This is a genomic window from Halorubrum sp. B53 (assembly GCF_059752395.1).
The window spans coordinates 24,249-39,463 of sequence record NZ_MWTH01000011.1; the positions used below are offsets into that span (position 1 = coordinate 24,249).

At 70.9% G+C, this 15,215-nt stretch carries 15 protein-coding genes; 1 reads left to right on the forward strand and 14 read right to left on the reverse strand.

What is annotated here, in order from left to right:
- Window positions 1–171: 171 nt before the first annotated feature.
- From B4V06_RS08535 to B4V06_RS08590, 12 genes are all read right to left on the reverse strand, one after another.
- The gene (locus B4V06_RS08535; protein ID WP_498169365.1) at window positions 172–1,509 is read right to left on the reverse strand and encodes a P-loop NTPase; all 1,338 of its coding nucleotides are present in this window, start codon (window positions 1,507–1,509) and stop codon (window positions 172–174) included.
- 35 nt (window positions 1,510–1,544) lie between these two features.
- Window positions 1,545–2,381, reverse strand: coding sequence for a HEAT repeat domain-containing protein (locus tag B4V06_RS08540; protein WP_498169122.1), 837 nt, complete (start codon window positions 2,379–2,381; stop codon window positions 1,545–1,547).
- The gene (locus B4V06_RS08545) at window positions 2,378–3,304 is read right to left on the reverse strand and encodes a DUF8068 family protein (protein WP_498169125.1); all 927 of its coding nucleotides are present in this window, start codon (window positions 3,302–3,304) and stop codon (window positions 2,378–2,380) included. The genes B4V06_RS08540 and B4V06_RS08545 overlap by 4 nt, the downstream gene beginning before the upstream one ends.
- Window positions 3,301–4,095 carry a molecular chaperone TorD family protein gene (locus B4V06_RS08550; protein WP_498169128.1) on the reverse strand — a complete coding sequence of 265 codons (795 nt, stop codon included), beginning with the start codon at window positions 4,093–4,095 and terminating at the stop codon, window positions 3,301–3,303. Before B4V06_RS08550 ends, B4V06_RS08545 begins: the two co-directional genes overlap by 4 nt.
- Window positions 4,092–4,961 (reverse strand): ethylbenzene dehydrogenase-related protein, encoded by an 870-nt coding sequence (locus B4V06_RS08555; protein WP_123112118.1) that lies wholly within the window; start codon window positions 4,959–4,961, stop codon window positions 4,092–4,094. The genes B4V06_RS08550 and B4V06_RS08555 overlap by 4 nt, the downstream gene beginning before the upstream one ends.
- Window positions 4,951–6,051 (reverse strand): nitrate reductase subunit beta, encoded by a 1,101-nt coding sequence (gene narH / locus B4V06_RS08560; RefSeq protein ID WP_123112117.1) that lies wholly within the window; start codon window positions 6,049–6,051, stop codon window positions 4,951–4,953. The genes B4V06_RS08555 and narH overlap by 11 nt, the downstream gene beginning before the upstream one ends.
- On the reverse strand, window positions 6,048–9,062 hold the full coding sequence (narG, locus tag B4V06_RS08565; protein ID WP_498169133.1) for a nitrate reductase subunit alpha: 3,015 nt from the start codon (window positions 9,060–9,062) through the stop codon (window positions 6,048–6,050). Before narG ends, narH begins: the two co-directional genes overlap by 4 nt.
- On the reverse strand, window positions 9,059–9,256 hold the full coding sequence (locus B4V06_RS08570) for a DUF8120 family protein (RefSeq protein WP_123112115.1): 198 nt from the start codon (window positions 9,254–9,256) through the stop codon (window positions 9,059–9,061). Before B4V06_RS08570 ends, narG begins: the two co-directional genes overlap by 4 nt.
- Window positions 9,249–10,757, reverse strand: a complete 1,509-nt coding sequence (locus B4V06_RS08575; RefSeq protein ID WP_123112114.1) for a cytochrome b — start codon at window positions 10,755–10,757, stop codon at window positions 9,249–9,251. Before B4V06_RS08575 ends, B4V06_RS08570 begins: the two co-directional genes overlap by 8 nt.
- Window positions 10,757–11,542, reverse strand: coding sequence for a QcrA and Rieske domain-containing protein (locus tag B4V06_RS08580; RefSeq protein WP_498169138.1), 786 nt, complete (start codon window positions 11,540–11,542; stop codon window positions 10,757–10,759). The genes B4V06_RS08575 and B4V06_RS08580 overlap by 1 nt, the downstream gene beginning before the upstream one ends.
- On the reverse strand, window positions 11,542–12,177 hold the full coding sequence (locus B4V06_RS08585) for a hypothetical protein (protein ID WP_123112112.1): 636 nt from the start codon (window positions 12,175–12,177) through the stop codon (window positions 11,542–11,544). Before B4V06_RS08585 ends, B4V06_RS08580 begins: the two co-directional genes overlap by 1 nt.
- Window positions 12,178–12,389: 212 nt before the next feature.
- Complete coding sequence (locus B4V06_RS08590) at window positions 12,390–13,124, reverse strand: helix-turn-helix domain-containing protein (protein ID WP_498169142.1); 735 nt, start codon at window positions 13,122–13,124, stop codon at window positions 12,390–12,392.
- A gap of 273 nt (window positions 13,125–13,397) precedes the next feature.
- On the opposite strand from B4V06_RS08590, the gene B4V06_RS08595 reads away from it, so the two are divergent.
- A complete protein-coding gene (locus B4V06_RS08595; protein WP_123112110.1) occupies window positions 13,398–13,634 on the forward strand; it encodes a DUF7120 family protein in 237 nt (78 codons plus the stop codon).
- Between the two features lie 33 nt (window positions 13,635–13,667).
- Here the strand turns inward: B4V06_RS08595 and B4V06_RS08600 are convergent, their stop codons facing one another.
- Together B4V06_RS08600 and B4V06_RS08605 are read right to left on the reverse strand one after the other, a co-directional pair.
- A complete protein-coding gene (locus B4V06_RS08600; protein ID WP_123112109.1) occupies window positions 13,668–14,852 on the reverse strand; it encodes an MFS transporter in 1,185 nt (394 codons plus the stop codon).
- A gap of 199 nt (window positions 14,853–15,051) precedes the next feature.
- On the reverse strand, window positions 15,052–15,215 hold a 164-nt coding region (locus B4V06_RS08605), incomplete at its 5' end, for a M24 family metallopeptidase (protein WP_498169367.1).

Below are 15,215 nucleotides of genomic sequence, written 5' to 3' on the forward strand. Positions count from 1 at the left end.
GGCCCGCCGCCTCCCTCGCACGCGCTCCTCGCGGCCGTTTATAAACGGCCGCTCGGAGGCGCGCGCCACCGCATCAACTCTTTATAAATGATCGCCGCCGTGCCCGTGCCGATCGAAACCGGGAGCAAACGTCTCACCGACGGAACCGTCCGACGGTAACGAGAAGGGCGATTACGGCCGCGTCGCCTTCGCGAACCACGTCTCCGGGTTCTGTCGCTTGACGCGGAAGCTCGGGAGTTCCTCGGCGTCGACCAGGTCGAGCAGGAACCCACGGACGGGCGCCGGGTCGCGGTCGCTCACGATGAGACACTCCTCGCCGGCGTCGAGCCCGCGGAACCGCGCCTCGACGCGCTCCTTACGCGTCTCCGAATCGAGACCGCGCAGGTCGACGGCGTCCTCGGGCGGGTCGACCGTCCAGACCTCGTCGTACCGCTCGTCGACCGCGGCGGCGAGGTCGGTCGCGTACTCGGGGAGCGCGTCGGCGTTCGGCGCCGGCGTCGACTGCATCTCCGGATCGAAGGGGAGGTCCGCGAGCACCGGCAGATCGAGCGCCTCGATCGGGTCGTCGCCGCCGAACAGGTCGTGGGGGGTGCCGCACTCGTCGCAGACGAACTCCCCCATGTTCGAGACGACGCCGAGCACGGGCACGTCGTTCTCCTCGAACAGCTCCAGTGCCCGCGCGGTGTCGGAGACGGCGGCGTGGAACGGCGTCGTGACGAGGACGACGCCGTCGACCGGCACCTCTTGGAGGGTGGTCAACGCCACGTCGCCCGTCCCCGGCGGCATGTCGACGACGACGGTGTCCGGGTCGCTCCAGGCGGCGGTCTCGAACAGGTCCGAGAGCGCGTCGTGCGCCATCGCGCCCCGCCACGCGAGCGGGCCGTCGTCCGAGAGCAGCCCGACGCTCATCACCTCCAACCCGCCGACGTCGACCGGGACGGGATTCCCGTCGTCGTCGCTGTAGACGGGGCCGCTCGCGCCGACGACCTCCGGGACGTTGGGGCCGTAGATGTCGGCGTCGAACAGGCCGACTGAGGGGGCGTCGCCGTCCTCGCCGTCGGTCTCCTCGCCGCCACTCCCGGCCGCGAGCGCGCACGCCAGCGTCGTCGCGACCGTCGTCTTCCCGACGCCGCCCTTCGTGCTCGCGACCGCGATCACCCGGCCCGCGGTTCCCATCCCCGACGCGCGGCCGTCGAGGTCCGGGCTCGGATCGACCTGCTCGATCCGCGCGTTCGACACCCCCGGCGCGTCGGAGGCGGCCCGGACCATGGCGGCCGACACTCGCTCGGCCGCGTCACGGGGGAACTCGCGCAGGTCCGCGGTGACCGTCGCGGCGCCGTCGTCGACCGCGACGTCCTCGACGACGCCCGCCTCGAACACGCTCACGCCGGCGTCCGGGTCGCGGACCTTCCGGAGCTCGGCCTCCACGGCGTCGGCTGGCGACTCGTGATCGGTCGGTTCGTCGGCGGCGTCTGCGTCGTCGGGCGTGTCAACGGTGGGATCTGTCATGGTGGTGTGGTCGGCGTCGGCGTTTCGAAGTCGCTTCACAGGTCCGGTCTCCGGTTGAGCGTGCTCTCGCCGGGCAGGTCGGCGCTGTCGTTCTCGGTGCCGCCGCTGAACTGCCGCCGGAACTTCCCGGGGTCGGCGTCGATGGCGCGGGCGGCGGTGCTCCGCACGACCTTCGGCTCCGTCTCGTCGGCCGCGACCGCTTCGAGGCGTTCGAGCGCGCGCTCGTCGTCGACGCCGGCGAGCAGGTGGACGGCCCACTCCCTGAGCCGCTCGCTCTCCGCGTGCGACAGCTCGAGCAGGACCGGGCGCAGCGCCTCGCCGCGGCTTTTGAACAGCGAGACCATCGCGTTTCTGACGACCGCGTGGTGGTCGTCGTCCAGCGCCGCCTCGATTGTCGCCGCGTACTCGCCGCGGTCGATCCGGTCGAGCGCGACGACGGCCTCGGCGCGGACCCACGGGTCGGAGTCGTCACACGCCGCGACCGCGGCCTCGCCCGCCCGCTGGCCGCCGAGCTCGCCGAGCGCCTCGACGGCGAACTGGCGCACGTCGGCGTCGGCGTCGGCGAGGCCGTGTTCGATCAGCGCGTCGACGGCGGCCTCGCTCGGTCGCCCATCGCCCAGCGCCAGCGCCGCCCGTCGGCGCTCGACCGGGTCGCCGTCGACGAGGTCCTCGATCTTCGCGGCCGTGTCGGTCCCGCGGAGCGGGGCCGTGTCCGTCGCCTGCAGCTCTCGCGGGCTCGCGTCGCCGATCGTCACGTCGCGGCTCACCTCGATGTCCTCGAGCCCGTCCGGCTCCTCGCCGAACCCCGGGCTCTCCTCGGGGTGGACGCGGGGGTCAGTCGGCCCGTCCGTCGCCTCCTCCGGGTCCCTCATCGGGCGCTCACCCCGTTCTCGGTCGTCGGATCAGCCGAGTCCGGCCCGCCCGGTTCGCCGAGGAGCTCCTCGGCGCCCAGGGTCGCGAGCGCGGCGCCGAGACAGACGGCGGTCGCGGCTCCCGGCGTCGCGGGGACCCCCGCGAGAACCAGGAGGACCGCGCCGATCGCGAGCCACGCGTCGCCCTCGCGGAGCCCGGCGACGGCGGCGGCGACCCCGCCGAACGCCGCGGTCGCGGCGAGCAGGTGCGGGCTCCCGACGACCGCGAACCCGACGAGCAGCGCGCTCCCGGTGACGTACGGCGCGGCGGCGCTCGCGAGAACGACCCCCGCGAACGCGGTCGCGCCCGCGACGAGCGCGACGGGGTCGCCCTCGGCCCGCACGACGAGCAGCGTCACTCCCCCGAGGAAGGCGACGGACCCGGCCGATCGGACGGCGGGGCCGGCGATCCCGGCCGTCGCGGCGAGCGAGAGTCCGGCGGCGAGCGCGAACGCCAGCGCGAGGACGGCGCGCCGGAGCTCGAAGTAGGTCGACGGCGGTCCCAGCGCGCGGGCGAACGCGACCGCGGCGCCGCCCGGGATCGCGACGGCCGCGGCGACGGTCGCCGCGTCGGACGCCGTCGCGAGCACGCCGAACACCCCGGCGAACAGGAGCCCGACGCGGACCGCGGAACGGTCCGCCGAGAGCGCGACAACGGCGAGCGCGACGCCGCTCGCGAGCGCCGCGACCGTCCCGGTGACCGGTACCAACCCCGACGCGAACCCGGCCGGTTCGAACGGCGCGTTGTACAGCACGCGGACCGCGGTCGCGACGCCGACGCCGACGGCGGCGAGCAGGCCGATCGACCCCACGCGACCGCCGAGGCGACCGATCGGTGCCGACGGCGTCGTCCGCCCGTTCGCCCATTCGGTCGGTGAGCTCACGACCGCTCACCCCCGTCCGAACCGTCGGTGACCGCGTGTTCGCGGTCGCCCCCCGCACCGGCGTCGAGACGCTCCGCGAGGTCGTCGACGTCGGCGGCGACGAAGGCGTCGAGGAAGCGCGCGAGGCGACCGTAGACGCTCGTGCCGGGCTCCTCGTCCAGGGCCGTCCGAAGCCCCGACGCGAGGACGGAGAGGTGGCGGTCGTGGAAGTCCAGTCGGGCGCGGTCGAGGTTCGCGGGCTCCGCGTCTCCCGACGCGTCGTCGCCCGCGGCGGCCAGGCGACAGAGATACCCCGCGAACTCGAGCTCCAGGCGGACGTGGTCGTGGTGGCGGCGCTCGTCGCCGCCGACCTCGCAGCCGAAGTGCTCGTACGCCCGAGCGAGGTCGAGGTTCACGTCGTTCCACGACACGTCGGAGCGGTACGTCGACTCGTACAGGGAGGCCGGCGGTCCCTGGTTCTCGACCGTTCCGTCCGTCCCGTCGATCACCTCGGAGTAGCCGATGACGAACAGGTCGTTGTACCGGGCCGCGAGCGTCTCGCGGTCGTCCGCCACGGTCAGGTCGGGCGGGTCAACGTCGAGGCCGGTCCGGTCGACGAGCGTCGCCATCGACTCGTCGAGCGAGCCGTCCGCGAACCGCTCGTGGATGCCGCCGCTCGGCTCGGCGAAGGCCGCCGCCGCCAGCGCGTAGACGCTTCCGCGCGCCGCGGCCTCCTCGTCGATCGCGTCGGTCCGGAGCCCCTCGTCGAACCCGGGACCGTCACGTTCGGCGATCGGTTCCGACACGGTCACTCACCCCTCGTCCGGCGGATCCCCTCGACGGTCACGAGCGTGGTGAACACGACGGCGACCCCGGCGAGCGCCCACAGCACCGTCTCGTAGGGGGCCCCGCCTTCGGCCGGCCCGAGCGAGAGGTAGTACCACTCGCTCGCGGCCTTCTGCCCGGAGCGCTCGTCGTTACCCCCCTCCCAGACCGCGAACGCGGCGTTCACGTCTTGATCCGGGTCGACGTCGGTCACGTTCGCGCGGTCGGACGAGAGCGGCCGGGTGAACACGACGGCCCACCGGTCGCCGGTGTGCGTCGCGGTCGTCTCCACCGCCGACTCCGAAATCTGCGTCGTGCTCCCGGCGCCGCCGGCGAGCAGTGACTCCGTCCCGTCGGCGGCGTTCCAGTACCAGACGTTCACCCGGTTGTCGGTCGATCCCATCGCGATCGGCGGCCGCGACTCCGAGGCGACGGGGAGCTGGACCGCGGCGGCGTCGGCGAACGCGCGGAGCGAGTCCGTCGACTCGTTCGCCGTGGGGTCGCTCCACGACAGCCGGAGGTAGAGCCGCTCGTCGGTCCGCGCGGCCTCGACGCGGACAGACTCGACGGTGGTGTCGGCGCCGCCCGGCACCGCCGCGCCGGTGCTGCTCATCGGGACGGTCACCGTCTCGACGGACTCCCACGCGTCCCCGGTCGGCTCCGCGAGGTCGCCGGCGCTCGACTGTCCCTCGACCGGGATCTCGTAGGCCGCGCGCGCGTCGACGGCCGCGGGGAAGGCGGCGGTCGCGGCCACGACGGCGAGCGCGAGCGCGGCCGCGACGACGAGCTCCCGCGAGCCGATTCCGCGGTCGTCGACCTCGTCGTCGCCGGGCCGATCGGCGTCACGCTCCATCGTCGAACACCTCCAGCCGGTACTGGTCGTCGTTGTTCACGGTCGAGAGGATCTCCATGAGCTCGCTCTCCTCGCCCTGTCTGACCCGGTCGCGCTCGCGGTTGATCGTGTTGAGCGCCTCGTTCACCTGCGGGCCGAACAGCTCCTCCAGGTAGTTGCGCGGGATGCGCTCCGCGTCCACCGTCTCGCCGCTCTCCGACGTCTGCGGCGGCGCGAACGGCGGGATGTAGTAGACGTTCGGCTCCGTGCGGTACTCGGGGTGGAGCCGCAGGGCGACCTCGTACTCGTTCACGAGCTTGTAGATCGGCCCGTCCTCGTCGTCGAGGAAGCCGACGTGCCGGAGCTGCGGCGGGCAGTCCTCGGCACAGGATGGGGGCCGCACCTCGCCCTCCGGTCCCTCCCCCTCGATCCGGGGGTAACAGAAGATGCACTTCTCGCTGGTCTTCGTCTGCGCGTTGTAGAACACCTTCTTGTACGGACACCCCTCGACGCAGTACCGGTAGCCGCGGCAGCGGTCCTGGTCGACGAGGACGATCCCGTCCTCCTCGCGCTTGTAGATCGCGGAGCGCGGGCACGCCTCCACGCAGGAGGGGTGGGTGCAGTGGTTGCAGATCCGGGGGAGGTAGAAGTAGTAGGAGTTGGGGTACTCGCCGGCGCCCTCGTCCTCGTCCCAGTTCGGCCCCCAGTCCGCGTTCTCCATGGGACGGAGCGGCTCGTCGCTCCCCTCGTACATGATCGCCTCGTGGTTGAACTCCCACGCGCGGCCGTAGTCCTCCTGCTCCGGGAGCTGGCCGGGCGTCCGGGACTGCCCGTCCTCGTCCCAGCCGCCGCCCATCTCCTCCCAGTCGCGGGGGTAGCCGGCGCCGGGCTTCGTTTCGACGTTGTTCCAGTACATGTACTCGCGTCCCCCGGACTCGGTCCAGTTGGTCTTACACGCGATCGTACACGTCTGGCAGCCGATGCACTTGTTCAGGTCCATCACCATCGCGACCTGATGGTCCACGCCCTCCGCGAGGGGAACGTCGCCGTCGTCGGTCTGCCGGGCGGCGTCGTCGGCCTGACGGACCGTGTCGTCGGTGGTTTTGCTCATGGGCCGTCACCTCCGAGCAGGTCCGAGACGCGACCCAACGCGCCGCGCGACGTCGACCCCGAATCGGTCGACTCCGACCCCGAACCGGACGACTCAGACCCCGTCGCCGACGCCCCGAGCGGGCCGGCGTCGAGCGACGCCGGCTCCTCCCCGACCGGCTCGACCTCGATCCGGACGTCGCTGTTCACCCCGGTCGGGCCCCAGTAGTTCGGGAAAAAGTGGAGGTGCTCGCCCGTGTCCTCGGGATACTGGACGAGCTGGGTCGGCTTCATGTACATCGGCACGAGCGAGTTGAAGTTGTTGCGGTCGGGGTACTGGAACCGCTCCCAGCTGAAGAAGTGCCGGACGGTGCCGGGCTCCCCGCTCGGGTAGATCTTCGCCTGCACCTCGACCGAGTCGAGGTCGTTGTACACCCGCACGGTGTCGCCGTCCTCGATCCCGCGTTCCTCGGCGTCCTCGGGGTTGAGGTAGACGGTCGGCTCGCCGCGCTGCAGCCGGAGCATCTTGCTGTCGTCGCGCCACGTCGAGTGGATCGACCAGCGGCTGTGCGGCGTGTTGTAGCTCAGCGGGTACTCCGACTTCTCCTGGAGCACCGGCCCGTCTTTGTGCGTGGGGAGCTGCTCGTCGAGCTCTAAGAACCAGTCGTGGTCGATGTAATACTGCTGGCGTCCGGTGAACGTCGGCCACGGGTTCTTGTCCTGCACGTAGTCTTTCCACGGCGAGTACGCCTGGCCCTCCTCGATGTCCGACGACCAGTGGTCGCCCGTCTCGAGGAGGCGACGCGGCTGCGCTTCGATGTCGTCGAACGTGAGCTGCTCGTCGGCGCCCTCCGGGTTCGACTCCTCGGAGTTCTCGAGAATGAACTCCGCGGCCGCCTTGTCCTCGGCCAGCGCGCCGGGCTCGTTGTCGATCCAATCGCGCGTGTAGTCGTCGTGAACGGACTGGAGGTCGATCTCGCGGTCGAACTTCCGGTCCGACACCGGCTCCGTGCCGCGCTGCTCGGCGAGCTCCTGGATCTTCGCGGCGAGCTCGCGGAAGATCTGCCAGTCCGTCTTCGACTCGCCCAGCGGCTCGACCGCCGGCGTGAACGGGTGGACGTACGTGTGCATGTCCGTCACCGACAGGTCGTGCTTCTCGTAGTGGCTCGCCGTCGGAAGGACGATATCGCTGTTGAGCGCCGTCGAGTCCATCCGGAAGTTGATGTCGACGACCAGGTCGAGCTTCGGCCACAGCTCCTCCTCGACGGCGATGTTCCCCTTGGCCTGGTTGAAGTAGTTCCCGCGCCAGACGAACATGAGTCTGGGGTCCGGACGGCTGCCGTCGTCGCGCTCGCTCGGGTACAGCGGCATCCACCCCTTATCGATCGACTCCCGGATCTTCGCCGCGGTCTCCGGGTCCGTGTTCTCCATGATCCCGGCGTGGTAGTACGTCCACAGCGTCGTCGGGACGCCCCGGACGCTTCCGGTCGGGAACGAGAGGTTCTTCCACCCCTTGAACGTCCAGATCTTCTCCTGGCCGACGTAGTGGTCGAGGCCCGTCCCCTGTCGACCGAGGTTCCCGGTGAGCGTGACGAGCAGCTGGATCGCGCGGTTGCCGAGGTCGTTGTGGTACCAGTCGTTGACCCCCTTCCCGTGGATGATCTTCGCGCGGTCGACCTCGGCGAACTCGCGGGCGATCTTCTGGTGTGTCTGCCTCCCGACGCCGGTGATCTCGTTGACCACCTCGGGAGTGTACTCCGACAGCTCGTCGCGGAGGTTCAGCCAGACGGTGCGGGTCTCGACCGCGCCGTCGGTCGTCTGAACCGTGCGCTCGGCGTCGAGGTCGGGGTCGAAGTCGAGCTCGATGCTCAGGGAGTGGTCGTGCTGTCCGTCCCGCTCGCCGAGCGAGCCGGGCGCCGTCCGGAGACCGCCGTCGGCGTCCTGCATGACGAACACCTTCTCCGGGCGGTCGGCGTCGACGTCGAGCCCGGACACCTCGCTCGCGCGGAGGAACTTCCCGGTGTCCTCGCGGACGAGCAGCGGCATGTCCGTCTGCTCTTTTAAATGCCCCTCGTCGTACAACCCCTCGTCGACGATGGTGCGGGCCATCCCGAGCGCGAGCGCGGTGTCGCTGCCGGGATCGGGACCGATCCACTCGTCGCAGTGGATCGCCGTCTGGCTGTAGTCGGTGAAGATCCCGACGCGCTTGGCGCCGTCGTACCCCGCTTCGAGGAAGTACTTCGCGTCGGGGATCCGCGTGACGTTGATGTTCGAGCCCCACGCGATAATGTAGTCGGCGTTGTACCAGTCGGCGCTCTCGGCGTTCTCGGTCTGGGTCCCCCACGTGATCGGCTGGCCCGGCGGGAGGTCGGAGTACCAGTCGTAGAAGGAGTGGCTGACGCCGCCGAGCAGGTTGACGAGGCGGCTCCCCGAGGCGAACGAGACGGGGCTCATCGCCGGGATCGGCGTGAAGCCGCTGATCGCGTCGTACTCCCCGTCCTCGACGGCGTCGATGACCTCCTCGGCGATCTCGGTGAGCGCCTCGTCCCAGGAGATCCGCTCCCACTTACCCTCTCCCCGCTCGCCGGTCCGGCGGAGCGGGTGCGTGACGCGCTGGTCGGCGTTCACGTAGTCGGTGAAGCACGCCCCCTTCTGACAGCCGCGCGGGTTCGGGTCGGGAAGCGACTCGTCGAAGCGGGGGTAGTCGCCGGCCTGCTCCTCGCGCCACACCTGCCCGTTCCGCGTGTACACCTGCCACGAGCAGCTGCCCGTGCAGTTGACGCTGTGCGTCGAACGGGCCTTGCCGTCCCAGTCCCACTCCTCGCGGTAGAGGTCCTCCCAGTCGCGGTACGGGTAGTTACCGATCGGGTCGTCGACCACATCCAGTGTGTTCATCTCGGTGAGATCCTGCGCGGATCCCAGCCCGGTGGCGCCGACGGCGGCCGCCGCTCCGACTCCCTTCAGGAAGTCGCGGCGCGCGGTGCCGGCCTCGTCGCGTGTCGATTCGCCCGTCGTGTCTGTCGTGTCAGTCATTGTTTGTCGATGAGAACGGTCGCGAGGCCGAGCGCGACGCCGAGCGCCGCGAACGCGACGCCCGCGAGCGTGCCGCCGCCCGCGTCGAGTCCGGCGGCGATCAGCCCCACGCCGGCCAGTTTCGTCGCTCGATCCGCCCAGCGGTACCGACGCGGCGACAGCTCCGCCAGCCGAGTCCCGCTCGACTCAGTCATCGTCCGACCCCCCCGTTCGCGTCGGCGAGTCGTCGCGGCTCGGTTCCGGCGGCCCCTCGTCGTCCCCCGAGGGCGGGCCCCCCTCCGAGTCGTCCCCGAAGCCGCCGAGGACGGCGTAGGTGAGGGTGCCGGCCGCGGCGGGAACGAGCACGATCGCGGCGATCAGGTAGGGACGGAGCGCGGCCGTCGACGTGCCGAGGATCTCGGCGAGGATCACGTCCATGCCGGCGATAGACGCGATCATGACGAGCGTGACGCCGACGATGCCGACCGCGGTCGGGAACGGTCGGTCGAGGTAGTTCCGCGTGAAGTGCTCCGGCTCCTCCGCGCGGTCGATGAACGGCCAGACCGCCACGGCGACGAACACCAGACTCGGGAGGAGCAGCCCGCCCACGAACTCCGAACTGACGTGGATCCCGAGCACGTCGAAGCTCATCCACGAGGGGGTGAGCTTCAGGAACCCGTACCCCCACATCAGGAACCAGTCCGGCATGACGAGCGACGGCGTCGACGCCGGGTCGTTCGGTCCGTATTGAGCGATGTTGTGAACGGGGAGCAGCCCGGCGAGCAGCGAGAGCACGGCCATCGTGAGGAAGAACACGACCGCGCTCACCGCGGCCTGATTCGGGAACGCCGGCAGCCCGATCACGACGCTGTCGTCGTCGCGGTCGATGAGACGGGCGCCCCCGTCGGTCGTTTCGGGCCCTCCGCTCCCGCTCGGCGCTTCCCCGGTCGCGTGCGGGGTGCCGTCCCCCGCTCCCGGGGCGGCCACGTCCCCGTCGCGCTGCGCCTCGGTGTGCTTCTGTCGGACGAGGATCGCCATGTGGACGGCGATGAGCCCTCCGATCGCGGCCGGGATGAGGAAGACGTGCAGGAAGAACAGCCGCGGGATCGTCGCGCTCGTCGGGAACTGACCGCCGAAGACGATGCTCGCGAGCGGGTCGCCGACGATCGGGATCGAGGCGGCGACGTTGTAGCCGATGCCGACCGCCGTGCTCGCGAACTCGTCGTACGGGAGCGAGTAGCCGGTGTAGGCCGCGAACATCGCCAGCCCGGCGAGGCCGGTCCCGACGAGCCAGTTCGGCTCGCGCGGGTTCCGGTACGCGCCGGTGAAGAAGACGCGGAGCATGTGCAAGGCGATCGAAGCGACGAACAGATGTGCCGCCCAGTGATGCATGCGCCGCAGGAACATCCCGAACGGCACGTCGTAGGTGATGTAGAGGACGCTCGTGAACGCCGCCGGCAGCTCCTGCCCCTGGTACTGCACGACGCTCCCGCTGTACTCGACGGCGGTCGTGCTCGGTTCGTAGAAGAACGCGAGGAACGTTCCAGTCGCGACGAGGATCCCGAAACAGAACAGCGCGACCTCGCCGAGGAGGAAGGAGTCCTCCGCGGGGAACGCCTTCCCGAGGAAGTCGCTCCCCTCCCCCAGACCCAGGCGCGAGTCGGCCCAGTCGTACGCGGACTCGGCCCGATCGACCGCCGCGTCGATCCGGGACATCACTCCCCCCCGGGGCCGACCGGCCCCTGGAAGTCCCCGGTCGCGACGAGGTAGCCGTCGCCCGAGAGCGTGATCGGGAGCTGCGGCAGCGCTCGCGGCGGCGGCCCCCCGACGACCTGCGCGCCCGTCACCGGGTCGAACCGCCCGGAGTGGCACGGACAGACGAGCACGTCGCCGTCGCGGTCGGCGACCATGCAGCCGGCGTGGGTGCACACTTTCGAGAACGCGGCGTACCCGCCGACGGTGTACTCGTCGCGCACCTGGTCGCTATACGCCGACTCCTCGAAGCGCACGAGCAGCGTCGGGGCGTCCTCTACCCCCGGGCGCGGCTCCGGGAATACCGTGAGCTGTTCGCCGGGGGCGATGCGGTCCTCCGCGATCCGCTCGCCCGCCTCGTCGACGAGGGGGATCCCCGCCTCGTACACCGGGCCCTGATACTTGCGCTCGAACACCCGCGTGAGCCCCGCGACGGGCGCGGCGAGGCTTCCGACCGCCGTGATCCCGCCGACCGTCGCGAGGACCTTCGCGTAGTCGCGGCGCTTGAGTTCGGCGCGCGCGTCCTTCCAGAACGGCCGGAAGATACTCGGGTCGACGGCGGGCCCGCCGTCGTTCTCCGGGCAGGCGTCGCACAGTTCTCCCTCGGCGTCGGACGCGTCGGAAGCGTCGGCGTCGGACGCGTCGACATCGGTACGCCCGCCGGGCGCCTCGCGCTCGCGAGGGCCGGCGCTCGGCGGGGCGTCGATTCCGTCTCCCGTCGGTCGTGTGTCGGGTGCGTCGTCTCCCATCAGTGGTCCCTCCGTTCGGCGACTTCGACGTGGGGCATGAACCAGGCGTAGTACGACACCGTCGAGCCCAGCAGCGACATGAACAGCCCGAAGGCGTACACGCCGAAGTACTGGGTGCGCGCCAGGGTGAGGTACTCGGCCGTCAGCAGCGCCGAGAAGACGATAGCGAGGACGGTGAGCCCCCCCATCGCGACGAGCCCCTCGATGGCGTCGCTCGCGTCGTGGTACTGGACGACCCACCGGTCCTCCGTCTCGAACCAGGGGAACGTCGCCCGGTTCGTCCCGTCCGGCGGCGGTCCGTCGAGCCCGCCGTCGGCCGCGGCCGGGTCGTCCGCGCCGCCGGTATCGCTCGGACCCCCGCCGCTCGCGTCGGGGCGGGCGGCTCGGTTCATGAAGCGGTGGAAAAAGGCCATGGCCCCCAACAGCCCCAGCAGGGCGACCCAGACGATCACCCCGACCTGACTCGGTGAGAGCTTGTTCGGCGCGTCGACGAACCCCTCCAGCGGCTGCATCTCGCTCACGCTCTGGTCGATCCTGACCTCCTCCGAGGGCGGCTCGCCGTGGAGGCCGACGTACCACGTCGGCAGCAGCACGGCGAGCACGATGAGGAGGATCGCGATCGTTCGTCTGTCCATAGGTGTGTGTAGTGTCTTGTGTCGTTGAGCCGGCTCGGCGGTACGCACGCGGCCCCGCGGCGCCGGCCCGCCGTCCGCCGCGGCGATCGCTCGTGGGCTCTCGATGCCTCGCGGGCGTCCGGTGGACGGTTAATTACGGTACACAGAGACGTGACATACTGTATCCTAGGATCGGAAACGAACAACTAGCTACTCCCGAACTATTCGGCGATTTAAATACCCTCGCCGAACAGCTGGGACAGCACGGTGGCCGTCACGAGCCGGAGGTGTTCCGAGACGGTCGATTTGGCTACCCCGAGCTCGGCGGCGATCTCGTCGGCCGTGGCGCCGTCCGGACCGAAGTACCCCTTCTCGACCGCGACGGCGGCGACGGTCGCCTGTCGCTCCGTCACGTCGGAGAGGTCGACCGGGACCACGTCCGGCCGACCGTCGTTCGTGTCCCGATCCACGAGGATCCGGCGGACCTCCGCGCCGCCGAACGCGTCGACGATCGCCTGCAGCTCCCCGTACCCGGTCAACACGAAGGTGGCGAGCAGCTCCCCCTCTTCGATCAGCGTCTCGCGCGGCGACACCGGGAAGCCGGAGAACGCCGACGGGAGCCCGGCACAGGCGCAGGCGGTGCAGCCGCCGTCCGAGGGTGTCGACGTCGTGTCGGGGTCGGAGGGGTCGTGGTCCCCGCGCTCGCCGTCACCCTCGTCGCCGCCGGTGCGGGGTTCGCGATCGGCGCCCCCGCGCCCGAGTTCGTACCGGCCGTGAGCCCGCCCGGCGAACTCCAGCAGGTCCAGCTCGCTCGGCGCGTCGGCGGGGCTGTCGTCCGCGACGAAGTCGACGCGCGCGTCGTCTGGGTCGACCCGGACCGCCCGCAGGGTCGTCCGCTCGGACAGCGCCGTTACGGGACAGCGATCGCAGGTTGCGGCCGCCACTTGGACCTGGATCGTGTCGGTCACGGTGGTCGCGCCTACGACGAGGGGTCTCAAAAAGGTTGGAGTCCGTTCACAGACTCGGAACGCGTCGGATATCGCCCGCAGACGGAAGATCGGACCCCCCGCGGAACCCGACGTGTGAGCCGAGCGCGTTATCAACGTGTGACCCGAGCGCGTTATCAACGTGTGACCCGAGCGCGCCGTCCGAGACCACGTCCGCGCTCGCTCCGCTTCCGGGGCTCGTCGCGCACCGCGAACGAGGGAACGCTTAAAAGCGTCCGGCCGGAACGAGGGGGTATGCCAACCTTCGAACTGAACCTCTCGGACGACGTCTACGCGGAGTTCCAGCAGCTCGCCGAACAGGAGTTCGTCTCCGAGGAGCAGGCCGCGGAGGACCTCATCGCCTCCGGGATCGAGGCGTACAACGTCTCCGTCGTCGACGAGGAGCCGCGCGACGAGATGCTCGACGGCGCGGAGAACAACATGTTCGACACCGCCGAGGACCCCGGGAGCTTAGAGGACGACCGGCTGTAGGCAGATTCGACTGCCCGACCGACGGCCGATCGGTCAGTAACCGAGCCGCAACAGTCGATTCGCGAGCAGCGCGGCCAGCCCGAGCGCCATCACGCCCGCGAGTAGCCCGAACGCGGCCTCCCACCCCGCGACGTCTGAGATCGTTCCGACGACGACGCTTCCCGACGCCCCGATCACCATGTACGCGGTCCGGACGAGGCCGAACCCGGCGCCACGCTCCTCGTCGGACAGCAGGTCCATGAACCGGGACTGGACGGGCGCCCCCCACGACATCGCGACGCCGACGAAGCCGACGGCCGCGACCGTCGGGCCGAGGCCGAGGTCGAACCGCGCCGTCGCGACCAGGAGCCCGTAGCCGACGATGCCGGCGCTCATCGTCCCCATCGCGGTCGCGTCGCGGCCGAACCGGTCGGAGAGCGAGCCCGTGACCGGCTGCGTGCTGCCGTGGACGAGGAAGTACAGCGAGAACAGCAGCGCCGACAGCGCCGTCGAGAGCCCGCCGCCGACCTCCAGGAACGTCGGGAGGAAGGAGGCGGTCGCCTGCCACGTGAACGCCCCCATCGTCGCCAGCGCGGTCGTGTAGAGGATCGACGGCCGCGAGAGCAGTTCGACCAGGGGCGCGAGCGCGAACCGCTCCCGCAGCGGCTGATCGGGACGGATCGGCTCGGTGGGCCGCACCCGCCACGCGAACAGGGCGAACACGGGTACTGCGACGGCGACGCCGAGGAGGACGCCGGCCCGCCAGCCGTACCGCGAGCCGACGAGCGCGGCGACCGGCGGCGCGGCGAGCCCCGCGATCGGGCCGCCCGCGACGTGGACGCCGATGGCGCGGCCGATGTCGTCGTACTGCTTGGCGAGGAACGTCGTCGCAACCGAGTAGTGGAGGCCGGCGCCCGCGCCGAGCAACACGGTGAACAGCATGAAGACAGCGATCGACGGGGAGACGGCGATCAGCAGCGAGGCGACCGCGGTGGCGCCCACGGCCGTCAGGATGACGGCGCGCTCCCCGTAGCGGTCGCCGAGCACGCCGGAGGGGAACTGCGCCAGCGCGTACGCCAGCCACATCCCCGAGAGGGCGAGCCCGACCGTCGCGTTCGTGACGCCGAACCGCGCCGTGATCTGCGGGACCAACGGACTGATGGCCAGCCGCGCGACCATCGTCGCGGTGAACGCGAGCGTACAGAGCGTGAGCGCCGTGTGCCGGTACCGCCAGTTCACGGTCGTCGTTCTCGACCCGGGTGGAAGCGGGTTCCGGTCGCGGCCAGCCGGGCCGGCTGTGGTGTGCGATCGACCACCGAGCGGCGACGAGATCGGCGACAGCGACGAGATCGGCGACAGCGACGAGATCGGCGACGGCGACGAGATCGGCGACGGCGACGAGATCGGCGACGGCGACGAGACCGGTGACGGGGACCCGTCAGACCTCGAACGCGATCGGGTACTCCGTGAGGTTCTCGTACCCGTCCTCGGTGACGACCACGAGGTCCTCGATCCGGACGCCGCCGACCTCGGGATCGTACAGGCCCGGCTCGACGGTGATCACGTGGCCGGGCTCCAGCTCGCCCCCGCCGCTCGCGAGCC

Bases quoted from the DNA above. Each gene is read 5' to 3' on its own strand.
- narG (WP_498169133.1), bottom strand. From the start codon at position 9,062: ATGACTGACACGACAGACACGACGGGCGAATCGACACGCGACGAGGCC.
- B4V06_RS08540 (WP_498169122.1), bottom strand. From the start codon at position 2,381: ATGAGGGACCCGGAGGAGGCGACGGACGGGCCGACTGACCCCCGCGTC.
- narH (WP_123112117.1), bottom strand. From the start codon at position 6,051: ATGAGCAAAACCACCGACGACACGGTCCGTCAGGCCGACGACGCCGCC.
- B4V06_RS08595 (WP_123112110.1), top strand. From the start codon at position 13,398: ATGCCAACCTTCGAACTGAACCTCTCGGACGACGTCTACGCGGAGTTC.
- B4V06_RS08585 (WP_123112112.1), bottom strand. From the start codon at position 12,177: ATGGACAGACGAACGATCGCGATCCTCCTCATCGTGCTCGCCGTGCTG.
- B4V06_RS08580 (WP_498169138.1), bottom strand. From the start codon at position 11,542: ATGGGAGACGACGCACCCGACACACGACCGACGGGAGACGGAATCGAC.
- B4V06_RS08570 (WP_123112115.1), bottom strand. From the start codon at position 9,256: ATGACTGAGTCGAGCGGGACTCGGCTGGCGGAGCTGTCGCCGCGTCGG.
- B4V06_RS08535 (WP_498169365.1), bottom strand. From the start codon at position 1,509: ATGACAGATCCCACCGTTGACACGCCCGACGACGCAGACGCCGCCGAC.
- B4V06_RS08575 (WP_123112114.1), bottom strand. From the start codon at position 10,757: ATGTCCCGGATCGACGCGGCGGTCGATCGGGCCGAGTCCGCGTACGAC.
- B4V06_RS08555 (WP_123112118.1), bottom strand. From the start codon at position 4,961: ATGGAGCGTGACGCCGATCGGCCCGGCGACGACGAGGTCGACGACCGC.